The sequence below is a fragment of the Pseudonocardia sp. genome (genome assembly GCF_029263155.1).
Taxonomy (GTDB): domain Bacteria; phylum Actinomycetota; class Actinomycetes; order Mycobacteriales; family Pseudonocardiaceae; genus Pseudonocardia.
This window is the reverse complement of the sequence record NZ_JAJCYB010000081.1, coordinates 1-19,776: the sequence shown is the minus strand read 5'-3', so window position 1 is coordinate 19,776 and position 19,776 is coordinate 1. Positions and strand designations below refer to the sequence as shown.

Below are 19,776 nucleotides of genomic sequence, written 5' to 3'. Positions count from 1 at the left end.
TGACGCCGGTGCCGCCGCCCTGGCTGATGCCGCCGGAGGTGCCGCCGATGCCCAGGCCCGCGCCACCGCTGGCGTCGCCGCCCGCGGCGATCCCGCCGTCGCCGCCGTCGCCGGCCTCGGTGTTGGTGGCGGTGGTGACGTTCTGGTCCTGGTCGCCGACCTGCGTGGTGTCCTGGTCCGAGACCTGCGCGCTCTCGTTGTCCTGCGCGTTCTCCTGCAGCAGGTTCTGGTCGAGGTCGAGGTCCTCGTTGAGGTTGGCGATGAAGGACTCGACGTTGAACGATCCGGTCATGACGATCTCCTGATGATCTCGGGGGGTGGCGCTCTGGTCGCGCCCACCGGCTGTGTGGCGGTGTTGGGGAGAACTATCGGCGGCCGGCGCGGCACGCGGATCCGGGTGACCCCCTGTGCGTCGCCCGGGCACCCCTGGGACCCCGTACCCCGCCCGGCCCGGGGCAGGGGATTTCCCCGGTATTTCCGGCGCTCCCCGCATTCCGTGCCTGATGCTCGGCTCGTTGCTTCGACGAACCGGGACAAAGACGGACTGGGCAAATAGCTGCGGAGGATCCGATGTATCAGCTTGGTGTGGACCTGGGTACGACCTGGTCGGCGGCCGCCGTGTGCCGGCCGAGCGCGGTCGCGCCCGAGCCGGTGACGCTCGGCGAGCACGCGCACGCCGTCGCGTCGGCGGTCTATGCCGGCGGCGACGGGTCGTTCCTGCTGGGCGAGGCGGCCGAGCGGCGCGCGCTGTCGGATCCCGACCGGGTCATCCGCGAGTTCAAGCGCCGCATCGGCGATCCCACCCCGGTGCTGGTGGGCCGCGAGCCCGTCCCGGCCGAGGTGCTGGCCGCCCGGTTCATCGCGACCGTCGTGCGGCAGGTGTCCGCGCGGGAGGGGGCACCGCCGTCGCGGATCGCCGTCACCCACCCGGCCGGGTGGGGACCGCACAAGGTGGCCGCGCTGCGGGCCGCGCTCGCCGGGCAGGGTGTCGGGCCGGTGGTGCTGCTGTCGGAGCCGCAGGCCGCCGCGGTCGGCTACGCCGCCACCGAGAAGGTCGAGCCGGGATCGGTCGTCGCCGTCTTCGACCTCGGCGGTGGCACGTTCGACGCGGCCGTCGTGCGCAAGGGCGCCGACGGCCGGTTCGAGCTGCTCGGCACGCCGGAGGGCCTGGAGCGGCTCGGCGGAGTGGACTTCGACGAGGCCGTGTTCGCGCACGTCCGCTCCGTGCTCGGGCCGGCGTGGGAGCAGCTCGACGGCCGCGACCCGGCCGTGCTGGCCGCCGTCGCGCGGCTGCGCCGGGAGTGCACCGCGGCCAAGGAGGCACTGTCGGTGGACACCGTCGTGCACGTGCCGGTGATGCTCCCCGGCCTGCACACCCGCGTCCGGCTCGGGCGGGCCGACTTCGAGGACATGATCCGCCCGGCCGTCGTCGAGACCGTGGACGCGATGCGCCGCGCGATCGACTCCGCCGGTGTGGAGCCGTCCGAGGTGCGGTTGCTGCTCGTGGGCGGCTCGTCGCGGACGCCGCTCGTCGCCGAGCTGGTGTCCGCGGGGATCGAGCGCCCGGCTTCGGTCGACGTGGACCCGAAGGGCGTCATCGCGGCGGGGGCCGCGCTCGTCGCCCGGGAGGCCGACGGTCCCGCCCGCGCGCCGGGCGCAGCGGTGCTCGCCGCGCACGGGGCCGGGTCGGTCGACCCTGCGGAGCGGCGCCTGCGACCGGTCCCGACCGGGCCGTTCGAGAAGGCCGCACCGGGCGCCGCGGCCTCGGCGGGCGCGGGTGCGGCGGCCGCCGCCGCGGCGGGGGGCGCGGCGGCGGCCGGATCCGGGGCTGGAGCCGGCGGGGCTGCCGGTGGCGGCGCTGCGGGTGGCGGGGCGCCAGCCGGCGGGGCTGCCGCCGGTGGGGTCGCCGCCGGCGGGGGCGCGGGTGGCGGGGCCGCGGGTGGACCGCGGGGCGGCGCCGCGGTGGGCCCGGGGAACCCCGGAGCGGGTGGCGCGCCCGGACGGGTCGGGGGAGCGGGACCGGCCCGGCCCGGCGGCCCGACCGCCGTGATCCGGCCCTCCACGCAGGCCCGGCCCTTCTCCGGCTCGACGGCCCGGCCGGGGCTGCCGCGCACCGTGCTCGCGGCGGTGGCGGCCGGGGTCGTGGCGGCCGCGGCGCTGGGCGGCGCGTTCGCCCTCGCCGGCAGGCCCTCGTCGGGGGCGGAGGCGTCGGAGCCGGGGCCGGTCGTCGTCACGACATCGGACATCCCCGTGACCTCGGCGCCGGTGGAGCCCGGCACCCGGGGGCCGCAGCCCGAGCAGCCTCCTGCGCCGCGCGAGACCCGTACCCCCGTCGAGACGGAGCCGACCACCACCGAGCCGACCACCACCGAGCCCACCACGGAGCCGACGACCACCGAGCCGACCACGACGGAGCCGACGACGGAGCCCGAACCGGACCCGGGTGACAACCCGACGGAGGGCGAGCCCGACGTCCCCGATCCGGTGGTGCCCGAGGAGCCGGACGTGCCACCGGCCCCCGAGGGCGGCGCCGAGAGCGAGCCCGCCCCCGGCGAGGTGTGATCGGCGGGACGGGGGCAGGAGCGGCCGTCCGGTAGCTCCCGGGCCCTACACTCCGCACCCATGCCGGACGACGAGCCCGAGGAGTTCCTCGATCGGCTCGACGCGGCCGACCGGGCCGCGCTCGCCGAGCGCGGGCGGCACCGCCGGTGGCCCACCGGGTCGTCGCTGTTCCTGGACGGCGACCGGTCCTCCACCGTGCTGGTGATCGTCTCCGGGCGGGTGAAGGTCTTCTCGCTCACCGAGAACGGGGACGAGATCCTGCTGGCGGTGCGCGGGCCCGGGGCGCTGCTCGGTGAGATGTCCGCGGTCGACGGCTCGTCGCGCAGCGCGTCGGTCGCGGCGCTGGAGCCGGTGGTGGCGCTCGTGGTCGGCGTGCCCGACTTCGTTGAGTTCCTGCGCACCCATCCCGGCGCGGCGATGGTGCTGCTGCGCCTGGTCATCTCGCGCGTGCGCGACTCCGACCGCAAGCGCGTGGAGTTCGGGGCGTTCGACATCGCGGCTCGCGTGGCGGGACGGCTGGTGGAGCTGGCGGACCGCTTCGGCGAGCCCGTCCCGGACGGCGTGCGGATCGCGGTGCCGCTCTCGCAGGACGAGCTCGCCGGATGGGTGGGGGCCTCGCGGGAGGCCGTCGCGAAGGCCCTGCGCGTGCTTCGCGACCGCGGCCTGGTCACCACCGGCCGGCGGACGATGACGGTGCTGGACCTGGACGGGCTGCGGCGCAGGGCCCGCGGATGAGTGACCCGGGGCACGGATCTGCGCCTGCCGGGCGCAGCGGGGGAGCGCGATGACGACCGACGTGCAGGTGCCGCCGCGGCGGGGGGTGCCGGCCCGGCTCGCGGTGTGGGTGTTCCATCTGGCGCTGCCGCTGGCCGGGCTGTGGCTGCTGCTCGCCGTGCCCGCCGCCGACGTCCGGCTCGAGCACCACCCCACGCACTTCTGGCTGGTGGCGCTGGCCGCCGCCGTCAACGTCGGGTTGGCGGTGATCGTCGCCAGGGCGGCCCGCCGCCACGACGACGCGCGGCTGCTGCTGGTCGGGCTGGGCTTCCTCGCCGCCGCGGTGTTCCTCGGGCTGCACGCGCTCGCCACCCCCGGGGTGCTGCTGGGCGGTCGCAACGGCGGGTTCGCGCTCGCCACCCCGGTCGGGCTGGGGCTCGCGGCGCTGTTCACCGCGGTGTCGGCGCTGGACCTCCCGCCGGCCCGCGCGGCGGCCGTGTTGCGGGTGGTGCCGTGGTTGCGGGGCGGGTTGCTGGGCTTCGCGGCGCTCTGGCTGGTCGTCTCGCTCGCCGGGCTGCCGCCGCTGGCCGACCCGGCGCTGGCGGACCGGTTCAGCCCGCCGCTCGTCGTCATCGCGGTCGTCTCGGTGCTGCTCTACGCCGTGGTGACGGTCCGCTACTACCAGCTCTACCGCCGGCGGCGCTCGGTGATGCTGCTGTCGATCATCACGGCGAACGTGCTGCTCGCCGAGTCGATGATCGCGGTGGCGCTGGGGCCGAGCTGGCACCTGACGTGGTGGCTGTGGCACGTGCTGATGACGCTGGCCTTCGGCTACATCGGCTACAGCGCCTACTCCGGGTACCAGGCCGAGGGGGCCACCACGGGCCTGTTCGACGGGGTGCGCACCGAGGAGACCGTACAGGCGGTGCGCGCCGAGTACGGGGCGGCGCTGGAGGCGTTGGTCTCCGCGGTGCGCCGGCAGGAGGCGGGGGAGATCTCCGCGGACGAGATGGGGCTGATCACCGCCGGGATGGCGACCCGGTTCGGGCTCACCGAGGGCCAGACGGCGGTCCTGGGTCGGGCCGCCGCCGCGCTGCGGGGAGAGCGGGAGCAGATCGAGCGCCTCGGCGTGCTCGTCGCGATCGGGCACGAGTCGCGGGTACGGATCGCCGAGGAGGACCTGCTGCGCCGCGCCGTGGAACGCGTCGCCGCCGGGTTCGACGGGCACGAGGTGCGGGTCGGGCTGCTCGGCTCCGGGGAGATGCGCTGGCCCCCCGCGCTGTCCACCGATCCCGGGTGGACGGCGGACGTGGCCGTGCCCGAGGGGCTCGATCCCGTCGAGCGCGACGGCGTGCTCGCCTGCCCGCTCACCGTCAAGGACCTCCCGGCCGGGGTGCTGCTCGCCCGGCGCGACGGCGGCTTCACCGACCGCGACCGCTCGCTGTTCGCCTCGCTGTCCAGCCAGCTGTCCATGGGGCTGGAGAACGCGCGGCTCTACCACCAGCTCGACGGGCTGTTCCGCCAGTACATGTCGCCCGACGTCGCCACCGCGCTGCTCGCCGACCCCGAGCAGGCCGCGCTGGGCGGGGCCGTCGTCGAGGTCACGGCGGTGTTCGCCGACCTGCGCGGCTTCACCACGTTCTCCGAGCAGGCCACGCCCGAGGAGATCGTGGTGCTGCTCAACCGGTACTTCGAGGTCGCCACCGCGGCCGTGCTGGCCGAGGGCGGCACCGTCGTGCAGTTCGTGGGGGACGCGATGATGGCGCTGTTCAACGCCCCGGCACGGCAGCCCGACCACGCCGTGGCCGCCGCCCGCGCTGCGCTCGCGATGCAGGCCGGCATCGGTGCGATCGCCGAGCCGGGCAGCCCGACGTTCCGGGTCGGCATCAACACCGGGCCCGCGCTCGTCGGCAACATCGGCAGCACGGCGCTGCGCAACTTCAACGCGATGGGCGACGCGGTGAACGTCGCCGCCCGGCTGGAGTCGATCGCCGAGCCCGGCCAGGTCGTGATCGGCGGATCGACCCGCGCACGCCTCCCGCAGGACGCACAGCTCGATGCACTGGGGCCCCTGCCGGTGAAGGGCCGCACCGAACCGGTGGTGGCCTACCGCCTGCGCGCGCTCACCCCGCCGTAGCACTGCGGGCCGTAGCACTTCGGAGCCACAGCGCTGTTTCCCGGCGGCGGGAACAGCAGTACGGCTCCGAAGTGCAGGCGTGTGTGTCGAAGTACGTGTTCGGGTGGGGTGTGCGGGCCGGGAGTCGTCGGCCGGGCGCGGGCAGGGTGGGTGTCACGTTGTGGGGCTCGATTTCGATTCCCACCACACACCGCCGCCCGGCGGGCGTCGACCCACCAGGAGCAGAGACATGACGAGGTACGCACCCCTGTTGACGGTGGGGGCGGTCGCCGTGCTCGGCGGGGCGCTGTTCTTCGTGAACAGCGTCGCCGACCCGGCTGCACAGGAGACCCCGGCTGCGGCCGCCGCCCCCGCCGCCCCGACGGCCGGCGTCCCGGCCCCCGAGCCCACGGCGGCGGTCGACACCGCTCCCGCCGTCGTGGAGACGCTGTGGGCCGGACGGTCCTCGGGCAACGAGGTCACGGTCGCCATCGCCGTCAAGGACGGCCGGGCCGTGGCCTACGTCTGCGACGGCGACCAGGTCGAGGCCTGGTTGGAGGGCACGCTGACCGGGGACCGGCTCGCCCTGTCGGGCGCCGACGGGGCCACGCTGGACGGCACCGTCGACGAGACCTCCGCGCTCGGGTCGGTGGCCGTCGGTGGCACCTCGTGGCCGTACGCGGCCAAGGCCGTGCAGGCACCCGACGGTCTCTACGACGGCCGCGCGAACATCGATGGCGTCGCCACGCGCATCGGCTGGATCGCCCTGGACGGCACGGTCACCGGCGGGGGCCGCGCCGACGGCGAGATCATCGAGGCGCCCCCGTTCGACCCCACCGCACCCGGAGCGACCGTCCTCGACGGCGTCCCGGTCACCGTCAGCGCCGTCGACGGCGCCTCGCAGGGAGTGCAGCGATGAGCGGACCGACGAGTCCTCACCCGGCGCCACCGCCCCGGCCCGCCCGGCCCGGCGAGCCGACCCCCGCCCCCTACACCGACCCGCCCACCGAACCCGGGCTGGCGGCGCACCCGGCCGATCCCGCGCCCGCGCCGCAGGCCGGTGCGAACTGGCTGATCGCGCTCGGGATCGGTGCGCTCGTGGCCGTGGGTCTGGGGGTGTACGGGCGGCTGCACGAGCCCGCGCTCTTCGCCGTCAACATCGCGGGCTTCTCCAGCAGCCTCGCGGCCAAGTCCTGGCTGGCGACGATCGCGTTCGTGCTGGCGCTGGTCCAGGTCGTCTCCGCGATGATCATGTACGGGCGGTTCCCCTCGATCACCGCACCGTCCTGGATCGGGACGCTGCACCGGTGGTCCGGCCGGGTCGCCGTGCTGGTGACGGTGCCGGTCGCGGTGCACTGCCTGTACGCGCTCGGGTTCGAGTACGGCGAGCCGCGGGTGCTGGTGCACTCGCTGTTCGGCTGCTTCTTCTACGGCGTGTTCGTCACGAAGATGCTGCTGCTCAGCCGCAAGGACGCACCCAAGTGGTCGCTGCCGGTCTTCGGCGGCGCCGTGTTCACCGCCCTCGTGGCGCTCTGGCTCACGTCCTCGGTGTGGTACTTCAGCACGCGCGGGATCGTGTTCTGATGGAGGCGATCATGACGAACGGACTCGGCCGCCGGGCCGTGCTGGCCTCGGCCTGCGGGATCGCCTGCGGTGCCGCACTCACCGGCTGCGCCGGGTACGGGCCGGGCCGGGTGACCGCCGAGCCCGTCGCGGCCGGCACGCCGCTCGCGGCCACGGCGGACGTCCCCGTCGGCGGCGGGGTGATCCTCGCCGATCAGGACACGGTGCTGACCCAGCCGGTGGAGGGCGAGTTCAAGGCGTTCACGGCCACCTGCACCCACCAGGGCTGCGTGGTCGCCACCGTCACCGACACGATCAACTGCACCTGCCACGGCAGCGTGTACGCCCTGGCCGACGGTTCGGTGGTCAGCGGCCCGGCGCCCAGCCCGCTGGCGGAGAAGGCGATCACCGTCGCCGGCGGATCGATCGCACTGGCCTGAACCCGCCCGACCCCGGGTGAGATCGACGTGGTCGGGGTTCTCGCGCCCGAGAACCCAGACCACGTCGATCTCACGGGTGGGGCACCGGCCGCGCGAGGGCCGGGCCGCGCCGGGCACGCGCCGCGACATCGGGCGCGCCGTGCGGCTGCCCGCCCGGCGAACGCAGCCCCCTCCCCCGCGCCGCGGTGATGATCCGCTCCGCCGCTGCGGTGGCCGGGCGCGGAGCGCGGCGCCGCCGGTCGATCTCGCTCGCGCACTCGGTGGCGACCGCGCACCGCCGCTGCGCAGCGACGGTCACGGGCGGGCGAGCCGGTCGCGCTGCTCTGCGACGAACGCGGCGTCGACCGGGTCACCGTGCCCGGGCACCACGAGCCGGGGCGCGAGCGCGAGCAGCGCGTCGAGGGTGGCGGGCCACTCCGCCGGTACCGAGTCGGGCCCGACCGAGGGCGGGGCGCCCTGCTCCACCAGGTCCCCGGCGAACACGACGTCGTCGACGTGCACGACGAGGTCGTGGTCGGTGTGGCCCCGGCCCGGGTGGATGAGCTCGGCGGTGCGGCCGCCCAGGTCGAGGCGGGCGGGCCCCGCGCGGTCGGGCCGCGGGGGCTCGGTGCCGGTGATCGCGTCGGCGGTGCCGTCGTCGCCGTGGGCGCGGTAGTGGGCGGCCCAGTGCGCCCGCTGCGCACCCGCGGTCGCCACGATCGCGCTCCGGCAGTCCGGGTGGGCGTACACGGGGCAGGGCAGGAACGCCGCCGTGCCGAAACAGTGGTCGAAGTGCGCGTGGGTGATCGCGACGGTGAGCGGCAGGGGGGTCACCGCGCGCACGGCGCGGGCCAGCTCCGCGCCCTGGCGGGCGTCCCCGCGGGTGTCGACCACCAGTGCCCGCTCGGCGCCGAGCACCAGCCCGACGGTCAGGTCCAGCTCGGCGTACCGGCGCGCGAGCACCCCGTCGCCGACCTCGACCCAGCGCCCGTCCACGGCGGCCACGGTATCCACCCCGTTCCGGCGCGGGCGGCGGGTCCGCCGGTAGCGTCGGCGCCCGTGGCGACCGTTGCGGACCGGCTGGGGCGGGTCGGGCTGCCGATGCCGGTGGCGGAGCTGGCCGCGCGCCGGTGGGACGTGGTCGTGGTCGGCGGTGGGCACAACGGCCTGACGGCAGCGGCCTACCTCGCCCGCGCCGGCCGCAGCGTCCTGGTGCTGGAGGCGCGTGCCCAGCTGGGCGGGGCGGCCACGCTGCAGGAACCGTTCCCCGGGTACCGGATCAGCCCGTGCGCCTACGTGGTGGGGCTGCTGCACCCGCTCGTCGTCGGCGAGCTGGAGCTGGGCCGCCACGGCTTCGCGGTCACGCTGCTGGATCCGAGCCTGTGGTGCCCCTTCGACGACGGCACCTCCGTGGCGCTCCACGCCGACACCCAGCGCACGGTCGCGCAGATCGCGGCGATCTCGGCGTCCGATGTGGAGGGCTACCTGCGCTACGACGCGCTGTTCGAGCGCATCCGCCGGGCGCTGCGGACCCCCGACACCTGGGTCGGCGACAGCCCCGCGCAGGACGACCTGCTGCGCGACGACCCCGAGGCCCGCGAGGTGCTGCTGCACCGCTCGATCGCCGACGTCGTCGAGGAGCACGTGCGCGACGAGCGGCTGCGCGCGTTGCTGCACGGGCAGGGCGTGATCGGCACGTGGGCGGGCCCGCGCGACCCCGGCACCGCCGCCGTGCACGCCATGCACGCGATGGGCACGCTCCACGACGGCCGCTGGGGCTACGTCCGCGGCGGCACCGGGCGGGTGTCGTTCGCGCTGGCCGACGCGGCGGTCGAGCACGGGGCGGTGCTCGCGAGCGGGGTGGAGGTGGCCGCGATCGAGCCCGGGGTCGGGGTGCGGCTGGCCGGGGGCGAGCTGGTCGGTGCGGGCACGGTGGTGTCCAACGCCGACCCGAAGCGCACCACGGCGCTCTGCTCGTCCGACGTCCCCGCACCGTGGCGGGAGCGGGTGGACGCCTGGCGGTCCACCAGCCCCGTCCTCAAGATCAACTGTGGGCTGTCGCGGCTGCCGACGTTCACCGCCGCCCCCGAGTCCGGCCTCCCGCACCGCGCGATGGTGACGATCACCTCCGGCATCGACGCCACGCAGGCCGCCTTCGCACGCGCCGAGGCGGGTGAGCCGGCGCCGTCGTGGGCCGAGGTGTACTTCCCGTCGGCATACGACCCGTCGGTGGCGCCGCCGGGCGGGCACGTGATGTCGGTATTCGCGCAGTACGTGCCGTACACGCTCGCGGAGGGGACCTGGGAGTCGCGGCGCGAGGCGATCGGCGACGCGGCGCTGGCGGAGGTGGCCCGCTTCGCCCCCGACGTGGCCGACTGCGTGGTGCACCGGGAGGTGCTCGGCCCACCCGACGTCGAGGCGCGCATCGGCCTCACCGGCGGCCACATCTTCCAGGGCGACTGCCTACCCGACCAGATGTGGGACCGCCGCTTCGCCCCGCGTACGCCCGTGCCCGGCCTCTACCTCTGCGGGGCCGCCACGCACCCCGGAGGCAGCGTGATCGGGATCAACGGGCGCAACGCGGCGATGGCGGTGCTGGCCGACACCGCGCCGTGATCGGCGCCGACGGCAGGCGCGTCGCCGCTGCGCCGTCGCAGGGCTTCCGGCTTCGCGCAGGGCGTACGACCTCTGCGACGAGCCGCGACATGTGCGAGGGGCGGCACGACCGCCCTCATGCGCCGACGCTCAGGACGGGGGCTGGCGGCTGGTCGAACTGGGTGCGGTGCAGCTCGGCGTAGCGGCCGTCCAGGGCCAGCAGCTCGCCGTGGGTGCCGCGCTCCACGATCCGGCCCGCCTCCAGCACGAGGATCTGGTCGGCCGCGCGCACCGTGGACAGCCGGTGGGCGATCACGATCGCGGTGCGGCCCTCCAGCGCCTCGGCCAGCGCGTCCTGCACGGCGGCCTCGGAGGTGGAGTCCAGATGCGCGGTGGCCTCGTCGAGCACCACCACCCGGGGCGCGACGAGCAGCAGCCGCGCGATCGTGAGCCGCTGGCGCTCGCCGCCGGACAGCCGGTACCCGCGCTCGCCGACCACGGTGTCGAGCCCCTCGGGAAGTGACGCCACCAGGTCGCCGAGCCGGGCGCGGCGCAGCGCCGACCACAGCTCGTCGTCGGCGGCCCCGGGTCGCGCGAGCAGCAGGTTGGCCCGGATCGAGTCGTGAAAGAGGTGCCCGTCCTGGGTGACCAGGCCCAGCGCGCCCCGAATGGTGCCGAACGCGAGATCGCGGACGTCGACGCCGCCGATCCGGACGGCGCCCGAGTCGGGGTCGTAGAGGCGGGGGAGCAGCTGCGCGATCGTGGACTTGCCCGCCCCCGACGACCCCACGAGCGCGATCATCTGCCCGGCCTCGGCCCGGAACGACACGTCGTGCAGCACCTCCTCACCACCGCGGCCGTCGAGCTGGGCCACCTCCTCCAGCGACGCCAGCGACACCCGGTCGGCCGCCGGGTACCCGAAGCGCACGCCCGCGAACTCGACCGACAGCGGGCCGTCGGGCAGTGGCGCGGGCTCGGCGGGCTCGGCGATCAGCGGCTGCAGGTCGAGGACCTCGAAGACCCGCTCGAAGCTGACCAGCGCGGTCATCACGTCGAGCCGGGCGTTGGCCAGCGCCGTGAGCGGCGCGTACAGGCCGGTGATCAGCAGCGACAGGGCGACGACGTCACCGGTGGCCATCGTGCCGGTGAGCGCGAAGTACCCGCCGAGCCCGTACACCAACGCCAGGGCCAGCGCGGACACCAGCGTCAGCGCCGTCACGAAGATCCATTGGACCATCGCGGTGCGCACCCCGATGTCACGCACCCGCGACGCGCGGGCGACGAACTCGGCCGTCTCCTCCTCGGGCCGGCCGAACAGCTTCACGAGCGTGGCCCCGGGGGCGGAGAACCGCTCGGTCATCTGCGTGCCCATCCGGGCGTCGTGCTCGGCGGCCTCCCGCTGCAGCACCGCGAGCCGGCGCCCGACCCGACGGGCGGGCAGCACGAAGACCGGGAGCAGGACCAGCGCGAGCAGCGTGACCTGCCAGGACAGCGTGAGCATCACCGCGAGGGTGAGAGCGAGCGTGACCAGGTTGCCGACCACCCCCGACAGCGTGTCGCTGAACGCGCGCTGCGCCCCGATGACGTCGTTGTTGAGCCTGCTGACCAGCGCGCCGGTGCGGGTGCGCATGAAGAACGCGACCGGCTGGCGCTGCACGTGGTCGAACACGGCGGCGCGCAGGTCGAGGATCAGGCCCTCGCCGAGGGTGGACGACAGCCAGCGCTGGGCCACCCCGAGCCCGGCCACCGCGATCGCGATACCGCCGATCAGCGCGGCCAGCCCGACCACCACACCGACCGGCCCGCCATCGACGATCGCGTCGACGACCCGCCCCGCGAGCACCGGCGTGGCCACGGTGAGCGCGGCCCCGACCACGCTGATCAGCAGGAACGCGGCGAGCATGCGCCGGTGCGGGCGGGCGAACCGGGCGATGCGGACGAGCGTGGCCCGCCGGAACGGCCGCCGCTCGTCGTGCCCGTGGGAGGCCTGGTACATCGAGTGCCAGGCCACCATCTCCATGCTCATCGCGAACTCCTCCGTGGTGGTCCGCCCAGTGTGACGACCGGCACCGACATTTCTCATCGCCCGGATCGCGCCGACGCTAGGAGTTGAAGCGCGGTTGAGGTCAAGGTGGCCCACGGCTCTGTGCTCTGCGTTACACTCGTTCGGGTGTACGTCCAGGTCGTCGGCTCCTCGGTTGCGGGGCAGCCGGTCGTGCACGTCTCCGGCGTGATCGTCGTACTGCTGCTGGCGACCGTCCCGCTGTGGGTCGAGCCCTTCGTCACCGTCGCCCACGAGGGCGGGCACATCGTGGTGTCGATCCTCACCGGCCGCTACGACGGCGCGTTCCACGTCGAGCAGAACTCGTTCGGCGGAGCGACCCAGGCGGACGTCAGTTGGGGGGGTCGGGGGGATCCTCAGCGCCCTCGCCGGGTACCTCACCCCGCCGCTGGTCGGGCTCGGCGGGGCCGTACTGGTCCTGGAGGGACTGTCCTGGTCGGTGCTGTGGGCCTCGGTGCTGCTGCTGCTCGGGGCGCTGTTCCAGGCCAAGGACCTCTACACCGGGCTGATCGTGGTGCTGGCAGGCGGCGGGATCGGGTGGGCCGCGACGGCGGCACCGCCCGAGGTGCAGGCCGGCCTGGCCGTCGGGCTGGTCTGGCTGATGCTGCTCGGCGGCATCACGACGATGCGCGGGCAGCGCTTCGGCGGGGACCCGAGAACCGACGCCGGGCAGCTCGCCCGGTTGACCTGGATCCCCGCATTCCTGTGGGTGGCGCTGTTCTGGTTCGTCGCGATCGTGTGCCTGTGGGTCGGCGGACGGCGACTGCTCGCCGTCTGATGCGATGCCGTCACACACGACGCGAGCGGGCCATCTCTGACAACCTGGCGCCGTGACGACGACCGAGCATCCCCGCAGGGGCCGCGGCAGGGCCATCGGCGAGGGCGTGACCTGGGCGGCGCGCTGGAGCCTGCGGCTGATCCTGGTCGGGGCCGGAGCGGTGGTGCTGTGGCTGCTGATCGCGGCGCTGTGGTCGGTGGTGCTGCCGGTGTTCCTGGCCGTCATCGTCGCCACGGTGCTCTGGCCGCCCACCGCGTGGCTGCGCCGCCACCGCTTCCCGCCCGCGCTGGCCGCGGCCACCGTGCTGATCGCCGGCATCGTCGTGCTCGCCGCGATGGTGGCGCTGATCAGCACGTCGGTGTCCGGGAGCGTCAACCAGATCGCCGCGAGCGCCACGACCGGCATCCAGTCGATCCGCGACTGGCTGGCCGGGCCCCCGCTCAACCTCGGGCAGAGCCAGCTCGACGAGTACATCCAGCAGGCCACGGCCCAGTTGCAGCAGAGCGTGTCGACGATCGCCACCAGCGTCCTGACCGGTGTCGGGGGCATCGCGTCCGGTGTCGTCACGGCGCTGCTGACGCTGGTGCTGGCGTTCCTGTTCGTCAAGGACGGTCCGCGGTTCCTGCCCTGGGTGCGGGCGGTGGCGGGCCCGGGCGCGGGCGGGCACGTCGCGGAGGTGCTGCGCCGGGTCTGGAAGACCGTCGGCGACTTCATCCGTACCCAGGCCATCGTCAGCCTGGTCGACGCGGTGCTCATCGGGGCGGGGCTGTTCATCCTGGGGGTGCCGCTCGCGCTGCCCCTGGCCGTGCTGACCTTCATCGCCGGGTTCGTGCCGATCGTCGGCGCGATCGTGGCGGGCACGCTGGGCGTGCTGGTGGCGCTGGTGAGCAACGGGTTCACCACCGCGCTGATCGTGCTGGTGATCATCGTCGCGGTGCAGCAGATCGAGGGCAACCTGCTGCAGCCGATGCTCCAGTCGCGCAGCCTCGGGCTGCACGCGGCGGTGGTGCTGCTGGCCGTCACCGGCGGCAGCACGCTCTACGGCATCGCAGGCGCGTTCCTCGCGGTGCCGGTGGTCGCCGCGATCGCGGTGATCGTGCGGTACCTGGGAGAGCGGATCGACGAGCGCGTCGCGGGTGGCGCGCCCCCGCAGATCGCCCCGCCCCTGGAGACCGTGGCCACGGTGGCGGCCACGCCCGGCGAACCCGTCCCGGACGCCACCGCGCCCGATCCCGCCACGGACCCGCCACCGGGTCCCGACACGGACCCGACACCGGATCCCGCCACCCGCACCGACGGGCCGGTGCCGCCCGAGCACGAGGACGCCGCCGGCAAGGAGTGATGCTCCGCCCGGGGGGAGCATCGGCGGCGGCCGCCGCTGCCCCCCGGCCCCGCCCGCGGCCCCTCCCGGCCGCGGCAGGGCGGCCGCCTACACCACCACCCGCATCGCGCGGCCGCGGTCGTCCCACTCCGCGCCGAGTATCTCGGCCGTACCCGTCGCGAAGCGTTCCGCGGACCAGGCGGCGGCGAGCGCGTCGAGCACGTCGTCGAGGCGGGCACCGGCCGGCAGGTCGGCCAGCGCGGCCGGCACGTCGAGCCAGCGGGCCAGCGCCGCGATCCGCTGGCCGGCTCCGCGCGCGCTCTTCTTCGGGGCGAAGCCGACGTCCGGCGCGAGCCGGCGCAGAGCCAGCTCCGGGTGCACCTCGACGACGTGTGCGGGCCGCTCGCGCACGTCGTCCCACTCCAGGATCTTCGCGCCGATGTGGAAGGTCTGGAGGCTGATCGCGCGGCCCGTGAGCCGCCGCGCGACGGCGCACGCCTCGGCGTGGGGGTGGCCGCCGCCAGCACCGCACGCGGCGGGGCCGGGAACACCGAGGACCTGGCCCGTCCCAGCGCCCGGGCGGTCTCGTCGTCACACGCGCGCCGCGCCGCGCCGGCCGGCAGCCCGAGCGGTATGTCGACCCCGACCGCGGCGCACCCGGCCGCCACGTCCAGCACCGCGACGGCCGACGGGCACACCGACCACTCCACGCGCCCACCGGACACGCGGGCGACGACCCACCCGCCCGGAACCCCGTCGACCCCCGCGACCGCTGGCATGAGGCAGGATCCTGCCGTGCGCGTCTACCTCGGTTCCGACCACGCCGGCTTCGAGCTCAAGGCCAAGCTCATCGAGCACCTGAGCACACTGGGGCTGGACCCGATCGACATCGGCCCGTTCACCTACGACCCCGACGACGACTACCCGCCGTTCTGCATCGAGACCGCCCTGCAGACCGTCGCCGACCCGGAGAGCCTCGGGGTCGTCATCGGGGGGTCGGGCAACGGCGAGCAGATCGCGGCCAACAAGGTGCCCGGCTGCCGCGCCGCGCTCGCGTACAGCGACGAGACCGCGCGCCTGGCCCGGGAGCACAACGACGCCCAGGTGGTGGCGATCGGCGCGCGGATGCACATCCTCGAGGAGTCGCTCTCGATCGTCGAGACGTTCCTGACCACCGAGTTCTCCGGGAGTACCCGCCACCAGCGGCGCATCGACATGCTCACCGCCTACGAGAGCAGCGGCGAGTCGCCGGACCTGCCCGCGTAATGCCCGAGGGCCACACGCTGCACCGGCTCGCCCGCACCCACCGGCGGCGCTACGCCGGCAGGCCGGTCGCGGTCTCCAGCCCGCAGGGTCGCTTCGCCACCAGCGCGGAGATCGTCGACGGCAGGGTGCTGGAGCGGGCCGAGGCGCACGGCAAGCACCTCTTCCACCACTACGGACCCGACCTCGTGGTGCACGTCCACCTCGGCCTGTACGGCACGTTCGGCGACGCCACGCACCCCGTCGAGCCGCCGCGGGGCCTGGTGCGGATGCGCCTGGTCGGGGCGACGCACTACGCGGACCTGCGCGGCCCCACGGCGTGCGAGCTCATCACCGACCACGAGGCCGACGCGATCCACGCCCGGCTCGGCGTCGACCCCTTGCGCCGCGACGCCGACCCGGACCGCGCCTGGGAGCGGATCTCGCGCTCCCGCGCCCCGCTCGCGACGCTGCTGATGGATCAGTCCGTCATCGCGGGGGTGGGCAACGTCTACCGCGCGGAGGCGCTGTTCCGGCACGGCCTGGACCCCCGGCTGCCCGGTCGGGCGCTGGCCCGGGAGCAGTGGGAACTGCTGTGGGCCGATCTCGTGGACCTGCTCCGTGACGGCGTCAGGCGCGGGAGGATCGAGACGCTGCGGGCCGAGCACGACCCGCGCCTGCTCACCCCGGCCGACCCCGTAGCGCCGGGTGCGCGGCGCGTCTACACCTACCGGAGAACCGGCCAACCCTGCCTGGTCTGCGGCACGCCGATCGCCCAGGACACCCACCTGGCCCGCAACCTGTTCTGGTGCCCGACCTGCCAGCCCGCCGCCGCCTGAGCGGTCGCCCGACCGCGCAGGCCACTCGCGCAGCTCGCGCACTGCGCATACCGGGGATGGAGTGAGGTCGGGCCCGCGCCGTCCGGGCACGGCCGGCGCGGACCCGGAGCCGGCGGCGGGAGGGGGTCCACCGCCGGCTGTGGCCCGAGCGCTCTTCGTCCCGAAACCACGGTCACGAACTCGGCCCCCGCCTACCGCCCGTTACCTGCGGTGCGCCGGATGGCGGGCGAATGACAGGGCTGTGATTTATCGTGGGCAACCGTGGACACGATGCTGGGTACGACGGTCTGGTGGACTTGTCCGGATTGCGACGTCGACGCGGAGCTCGGTGGCGCAGACAGCGCGCCAGGTACGCCCGCATGCCCCGACTGCGGGGTCCAGATGGCCGAACTTTGGCGCTGGGAGACGGTCGCGGCCTGACGGGGGGTCAGGCGGGCACCGCCGGGTCGCACTCGTGGCCGGCGGCGAGTTCCGCGAGCCTGCGGATCGAGCACGGGTGCCGTTCGGGATGCACGTTGTGGCTGCGGCACCAGCCGTCGGACGTCGCACGGTGCTCGGTGAGCAGCGACGCGACCAGGTCCGGCGACGCCGCGAGCTCTGCGGCGCACTCGGTGTAGAGGTCCCGGTCCATGGCGGTCTCCTCGATCGGTGCCGACCTGATTCACCACTTCCGAGACGAACTCCCCTCCCGGTTCGGCCGTCGGGCCGACACAAGCCGACCGGAGCAGCGCACACTCTCGTTGTTCACCCGTGTGGCCGTAACCGGTGACGTCTGGTCACCGCGGTCCGCGCCTCGCGTTCACCGGACTGCCTCAGGGCTTCAGGAGGGCGGCGGCCCTTGCCGGCCGGGCTCCAGGTACGTGGGCAGCCCGAACTCGGGGAACAGCGCCGGGTCGATGAAGCTGTGTTGCGCGGCGATGCGGTCGCCCCGGAACTCGAGGAGCTGGATGCCCCACGGGTAGTGCCCACCCTGCTCGTCGGGCCGGTAGGAGCCGAAGCCGGGCAGCCCGTTGCCCGCCGTGCGCAGCAGCCGCGATCCCCGGCACCCGATGCCCGGGCCCAGGAGCCACCTGCCGAACTCCGCACGCCCCCGCAACCAGAACTCGAACGGCGGCATGGACAGCACCACGTCCTCGTGCAGCAGCGACACCAGGCCGGACACGTCATAGCGCTCGAACGCGCTCACGTACCTCGCGAGCAGCTCCTCCTGGTCGCCGGTGACGACCGGGGCCTCGCCGACGTCGCGCGCGGCCAGGGTGGCCCGCGCACGCTGCAGCGCGCTGTTGACCGAGGCCACGGTCGTGTCGAGCAGTTCGGCCACCTCGCCGGCCTGCCAGCTCAGCACCTCGCGCAGGATCAGCACGGCCCGCTGCCGGGCCGGCAGGTGCTGCAGGGCGGCGACGAACGCGAGCCGGACGCTCTCCTTGGCCGCGGTGAGCTCGGCCGGATCCGCCGTGGTCGGCAGCACCCGCGCGTCGGGCATCGGTTGCACCCAGGAGTGCTCGGGCCGTGTGGAGGCGATGAATCCCTCGACGGCACCGGACGGCCCGAGATCCACGGGGCGTGCCCGGCGCTTCTGGCTGCGGAGCATGTCGAGGCAGACGTTGGTGGCGATGCGGTACAGCCAGGACCGCACGGCGGAGCGACCTTCGAACCCGTCGGCCTTCTTCCACGCCCGCACCAGGGTCTCCTGCACGGCGTCGTCGGCCTCGAAAGCGGAGCCGAGCATGCGGTAGCAGTACCCGGCGAGCTCGCGGCGATACTGCTCCATCTCCTCGGGGCGTACCGCGGTGGTCGTCACGGTCGGGACCCTACAACCGGACCCCGACAGGATCGGGCGAGTTCGGCGGCGAACCGGCTGGCTGCTCGCGTGGGTGCCTCGTCGCGCCTCGTCGACGTGGACGCGGTGAGGTGGGAGGTGTTCGCCGCGCCCGCGCTGCCTCGGCGCCGGGTGCGCCGGCGCTCGGCGCGGGCGGTCATCGGGCCCCCGGCTGCCCGGCGGGTCCGGATGCTTGTGATCGGTGCGGGCGGCGGATACGTTGCAACGCCGGCCCGGACCAGCGGAGGGATCCGGATGCTCGGTGACGAGGGCAGCGAGGAGACGAGGCAGCGGGGAGTGGTGGGCCCGACGAGCGCGATCGTGTGTGGTGCGGGTATCGCCGGGCTCGCCGTCGCGGGCGAACTCGGGCGCGCCGGCTGGAACGTGACGGTCCTGGAGCAGGCACCGGCCCGCCGCGAGCAGGGGTACATGATCGATTTCTTCGGGCCCGGATTCGGCGCGGCCGAGGAGATGGGCCTGCTGGAGCGACTGCGTGAGCTCGCCTACGACATCGACGTCGTGTGCTTCGTGGACGAGCACGGTCGGGAGCGCGAGATCGACTACCGGCTGGTGGCGAGCGCGCAGGACGGCAGACTGATCAGCCTCATGCGGCCCGACCTGGAGCTCGCCCTGTTCGAGCGGCTGCCCGATGCGGTCACGGTGCGCTTCGGCGCGACCGTCGACTCGGTGTCCGACGGCGCCGACGCCGCGACCGTGCGGCTGGCGGACGGCTCGACGCACGTCGCCGACGTCGTGATCGGCGCCGACGGCGTCCACTCCGGCGTACGGGGCGCCCTGTTCGGCGCCGAGGCGACCCCGCTGCGCCCGCTGGGCTTCCACACGTGTGCCTTCACCTTCCACGACCCGCAGCTGCACGAGTGGCTCGGCACCCGGTGGTACCTCACCGACACGATGAACCGGATGGCCGGCTGCTACGCGCTGCGGGATGGTCGTGTCGCCTTCTTCGGCGCCCACGAGGCGTCCGGGCCGGCGCCGCCCGATGCCCGGGCCGCCCTGCTCACCGCCTACGCCCAGCTCGGCGAGCCGACGGACCGGGCGCTGGCGCACTGCCCACCTCCCGCCGAGCTCTACTACGACATGGTGGCGCAGGTGGAGCTGCCGCGCTGGAGCTCCGGGCGGGTCTGCCTCGTCGGTGACGCGTGCCAGGCCGTCTCGCTGCTCGCCGGGCAGGGCGCATCCCTGGCGGTGGCCGGAGGTCGGCTGCTGGCGCGCGAGCTGCTGCGCCCGGCTCCCCATGTGGAGGCGTTCCGCTCCTACGAGACCCGCTGGCGGCCCGTCGTCGAGGAGAAGCAGGAGGCGGGACGGCGTGCGGCATCGACGTTCCTGCCGCGGTCGCGCTACGAGCTCCTCATCCGGCGGATGGGGCTGCGCCTGCTGCAGTGGCCGGTGGTCGGGCGCCTGATCAGCGCGAGGCTCGTCGGCACACGGTCCTCGGCCGGGCGGTAGCGCAGCCGGGCTCCCGTGACGCTCGATCTGCTCGACGTCCGGTTCGTCGGGGACGACGACCGACCCGCGGCGCTGTCATCCACTGCTGCCGATCTGCCTGCATGATCGGCGATCAGGCTGCTGACCGCACGCTGCTCGCCCCGCGTTCCGCGTAATTCGGAAGGCCTAGAGCCGCGATGTGGGTCTTGACCTGGGGGGATGCGTCGAGACGCCCCGGAGGGGCGTGTCTCTAGACGGTGAGATCGCTGCTGGTCAGCGGCTTGCGGCGGCGAGTTCGAT

At 74.7% G+C, this 19,776-nt stretch carries 16 protein-coding genes and 2 pseudogenes; 12 read left to right on the top strand and 6 right to left on the bottom strand.

From position 1 onward, the window contains the following. A partial coding sequence (locus tag Q1K26_RS17355) for a hypothetical protein (protein ID WP_300013705.1) occupies window positions 1-292 on the bottom strand: 292 nt, incomplete at its 3' end. A gap of 293 nt (window positions 293-585) precedes the next feature. On the opposite strand from Q1K26_RS17355, the gene Q1K26_RS17350 reads away from it, so the two are divergent. From Q1K26_RS17350 to Q1K26_RS17325, 6 genes are all read left to right on the top strand, one after another. Then, complete coding sequence (locus Q1K26_RS17350; RefSeq protein WP_300013702.1) at window positions 586-2,562, top strand: Hsp70 family protein; 1,977 nt, start codon at window positions 586-588, stop codon at window positions 2,560-2,562. Window positions 2,563-2,622: 60 nt separating this feature from the next. Beyond that, complete coding sequence (locus tag Q1K26_RS17345) at window positions 2,623-3,297, top strand: Crp/Fnr family transcriptional regulator (RefSeq protein ID WP_300013699.1); 675 nt, start codon at window positions 2,623-2,625, stop codon at window positions 3,295-3,297. Between the two features lie 49 nt (window positions 3,298-3,346). Beyond that, a complete protein-coding gene (locus Q1K26_RS17340) occupies window positions 3,347-5,413 on the top strand; it encodes an adenylate/guanylate cyclase domain-containing protein (protein ID WP_300013696.1) in 2,067 nt (688 codons plus the stop codon). Between the two features lie 229 nt (window positions 5,414-5,642). After that, window positions 5,643-6,311, top strand: a complete 669-nt coding sequence (locus tag Q1K26_RS17335) for a hypothetical protein (protein WP_300013693.1) — start codon at window positions 5,643-5,645, stop codon at window positions 6,309-6,311. Further along, a complete protein-coding gene (locus Q1K26_RS17330) occupies window positions 6,308-6,976 on the top strand; it encodes a DUF6529 family protein (protein WP_300013690.1) in 669 nt (222 codons plus the stop codon). The genes Q1K26_RS17335 and Q1K26_RS17330 overlap by 4 nt, the downstream gene beginning before the upstream one ends. 11 nt (window positions 6,977-6,987) lie before the next feature. Further along, the gene (locus Q1K26_RS17325) at window positions 6,988-7,395 is read left to right on the top strand and encodes a Rieske (2Fe-2S) protein (protein ID WP_300013689.1); all 408 of its coding nucleotides are present in this window, start codon (window positions 6,988-6,990) and stop codon (window positions 7,393-7,395) included. Between the two features lie 294 nt (window positions 7,396-7,689). On the opposite strand, the gene Q1K26_RS17320 is transcribed toward Q1K26_RS17325, so the two are convergent. Continuing rightward, complete coding sequence (locus Q1K26_RS17320; RefSeq protein ID WP_300013687.1) at window positions 7,690-8,370, bottom strand: MBL fold metallo-hydrolase; 681 nt, start codon at window positions 8,368-8,370, stop codon at window positions 7,690-7,692. 63 nt (window positions 8,371-8,433) lie between these two features. On the opposite strand from Q1K26_RS17320, the gene Q1K26_RS17315 reads away from it, so the two are divergent. Beyond that, entirely contained in the window at window positions 8,434-9,990 is a 1,557-nt protein-coding gene (locus Q1K26_RS17315; protein WP_300013685.1) for an NAD(P)/FAD-dependent oxidoreductase, read from the top strand. Between the two features lie 115 nt (window positions 9,991-10,105). Here the strand turns inward: Q1K26_RS17315 and Q1K26_RS17310 are convergent, their stop codons facing one another. Next, the gene (locus Q1K26_RS17310; RefSeq protein ID WP_300013711.1) at window positions 10,106-11,965 is read right to left on the bottom strand and encodes an ABC transporter ATP-binding protein; all 1,860 of its coding nucleotides are present in this window, start codon (window positions 11,963-11,965) and stop codon (window positions 10,106-10,108) included. A gap of 409 nt (window positions 11,966-12,374) precedes the next feature. Here Q1K26_RS17310 and Q1K26_RS17305 point away from each other — a divergent pair. Then, window positions 12,375-12,809 (top strand): annotated as a pseudogene (locus Q1K26_RS17305) (M50 family metallopeptidase); the annotation flags it as partial. A gap of 52 nt (window positions 12,810-12,861) precedes the next feature. Beyond that, window positions 12,862-14,151: an AI-2E family transporter gene (locus Q1K26_RS17300; protein ID WP_300013683.1), complete on the top strand. Its 1,290-nt coding sequence runs from the start codon at window positions 12,862-12,864 to the stop codon at window positions 14,149-14,151. Between the two features lie 87 nt (window positions 14,152-14,238). On the opposite strand, the pseudogene Q1K26_RS28785 reads toward Q1K26_RS17300, so the two are convergent. Then, a pseudogene (locus Q1K26_RS28785) lies at window positions 14,239-14,909 on the bottom strand (DUF429 domain-containing protein). 16 nt (window positions 14,910-14,925) lie between these two features. Here Q1K26_RS28785 and Q1K26_RS17285 point away from each other — a divergent pair. Then, window positions 14,926-15,396, top strand: coding sequence for a ribose-5-phosphate isomerase (locus Q1K26_RS17285; RefSeq protein WP_300013680.1), 471 nt, complete (start codon window positions 14,926-14,928; stop codon window positions 15,394-15,396). Then, entirely contained in the window at window positions 15,396-16,211 is an 816-nt protein-coding gene (locus Q1K26_RS17280) for a DNA-formamidopyrimidine glycosylase family protein (RefSeq protein WP_300013677.1), read from the top strand. The genes Q1K26_RS17285 and Q1K26_RS17280 overlap by 1 nt, the downstream gene beginning before the upstream one ends. A 427-nt stretch (window positions 16,212-16,638) precedes the next feature. On the opposite strand, the gene Q1K26_RS17275 is transcribed toward Q1K26_RS17280, so the two are convergent. Beyond that, complete coding sequence (locus Q1K26_RS17275) at window positions 16,639-16,842, bottom strand: hypothetical protein (protein WP_300013674.1); 204 nt, start codon at window positions 16,840-16,842, stop codon at window positions 16,639-16,641. Between the two features lie 189 nt (window positions 16,843-17,031). Beyond that, complete coding sequence (locus tag Q1K26_RS17270; protein ID WP_300013671.1) at window positions 17,032-18,012, bottom strand: sigma-70 family RNA polymerase sigma factor; 981 nt, start codon at window positions 18,010-18,012, stop codon at window positions 17,032-17,034. A gap of 273 nt (window positions 18,013-18,285) precedes the next feature. Here Q1K26_RS17270 and Q1K26_RS17265 point away from each other — a divergent pair, with 273 nt between their 5' ends. Continuing rightward, a complete protein-coding gene (locus tag Q1K26_RS17265; protein ID WP_300013668.1) occupies window positions 18,286-19,497 on the top strand; it encodes an FAD-dependent monooxygenase in 1,212 nt (403 codons plus the stop codon). Window positions 19,498-19,776 lie beyond the last annotated feature (279 nt).

What these genes read in the sequence shown, in the direction of transcription:
- Q1K26_RS17345 (WP_300013699.1), top strand. Translation starts at nt 2,623, where the DNA reads ATGCCGGACGACGAGCCCGAGGAGTTCCTCGATCGGCTCGACGCGGCC.
- Q1K26_RS17340 (WP_300013696.1), top strand. Translation starts at nt 3,347, where the DNA reads ATGACGACCGACGTGCAGGTGCCGCCGCGGCGGGGGGTGCCGGCCCGG.
- Q1K26_RS17335 (WP_300013693.1), top strand. Translation starts at nt 5,643, where the DNA reads ATGACGAGGTACGCACCCCTGTTGACGGTGGGGGCGGTCGCCGTGCTC.
- Q1K26_RS17330 (WP_300013690.1), top strand. Translation starts at nt 6,308, where the DNA reads ATGAGCGGACCGACGAGTCCTCACCCGGCGCCACCGCCCCGGCCCGCC.
- Q1K26_RS17325 (WP_300013689.1), top strand. Translation starts at nt 6,988, where the DNA reads ATGACGAACGGACTCGGCCGCCGGGCCGTGCTGGCCTCGGCCTGCGGG.
- Q1K26_RS17310 (WP_300013711.1), bottom strand. Translation starts at nt 11,965, where the DNA reads ATGTACCAGGCCTCCCACGGGCACGACGAGCGGCGGCCGTTCCGGCGG.
- Q1K26_RS17280 (WP_300013677.1), top strand. Translation starts at nt 15,396, where the DNA reads ATGCCCGAGGGCCACACGCTGCACCGGCTCGCCCGCACCCACCGGCGG.
- Q1K26_RS17275 (WP_300013674.1), bottom strand. Translation starts at nt 16,842, where the DNA reads ATGGACCGGGACCTCTACACCGAGTGCGCCGCAGAGCTCGCGGCGTCG.
- Q1K26_RS17265 (WP_300013668.1), top strand. Translation starts at nt 18,286, where the DNA reads ATGCTCGGTGACGAGGGCAGCGAGGAGACGAGGCAGCGGGGAGTGGTG.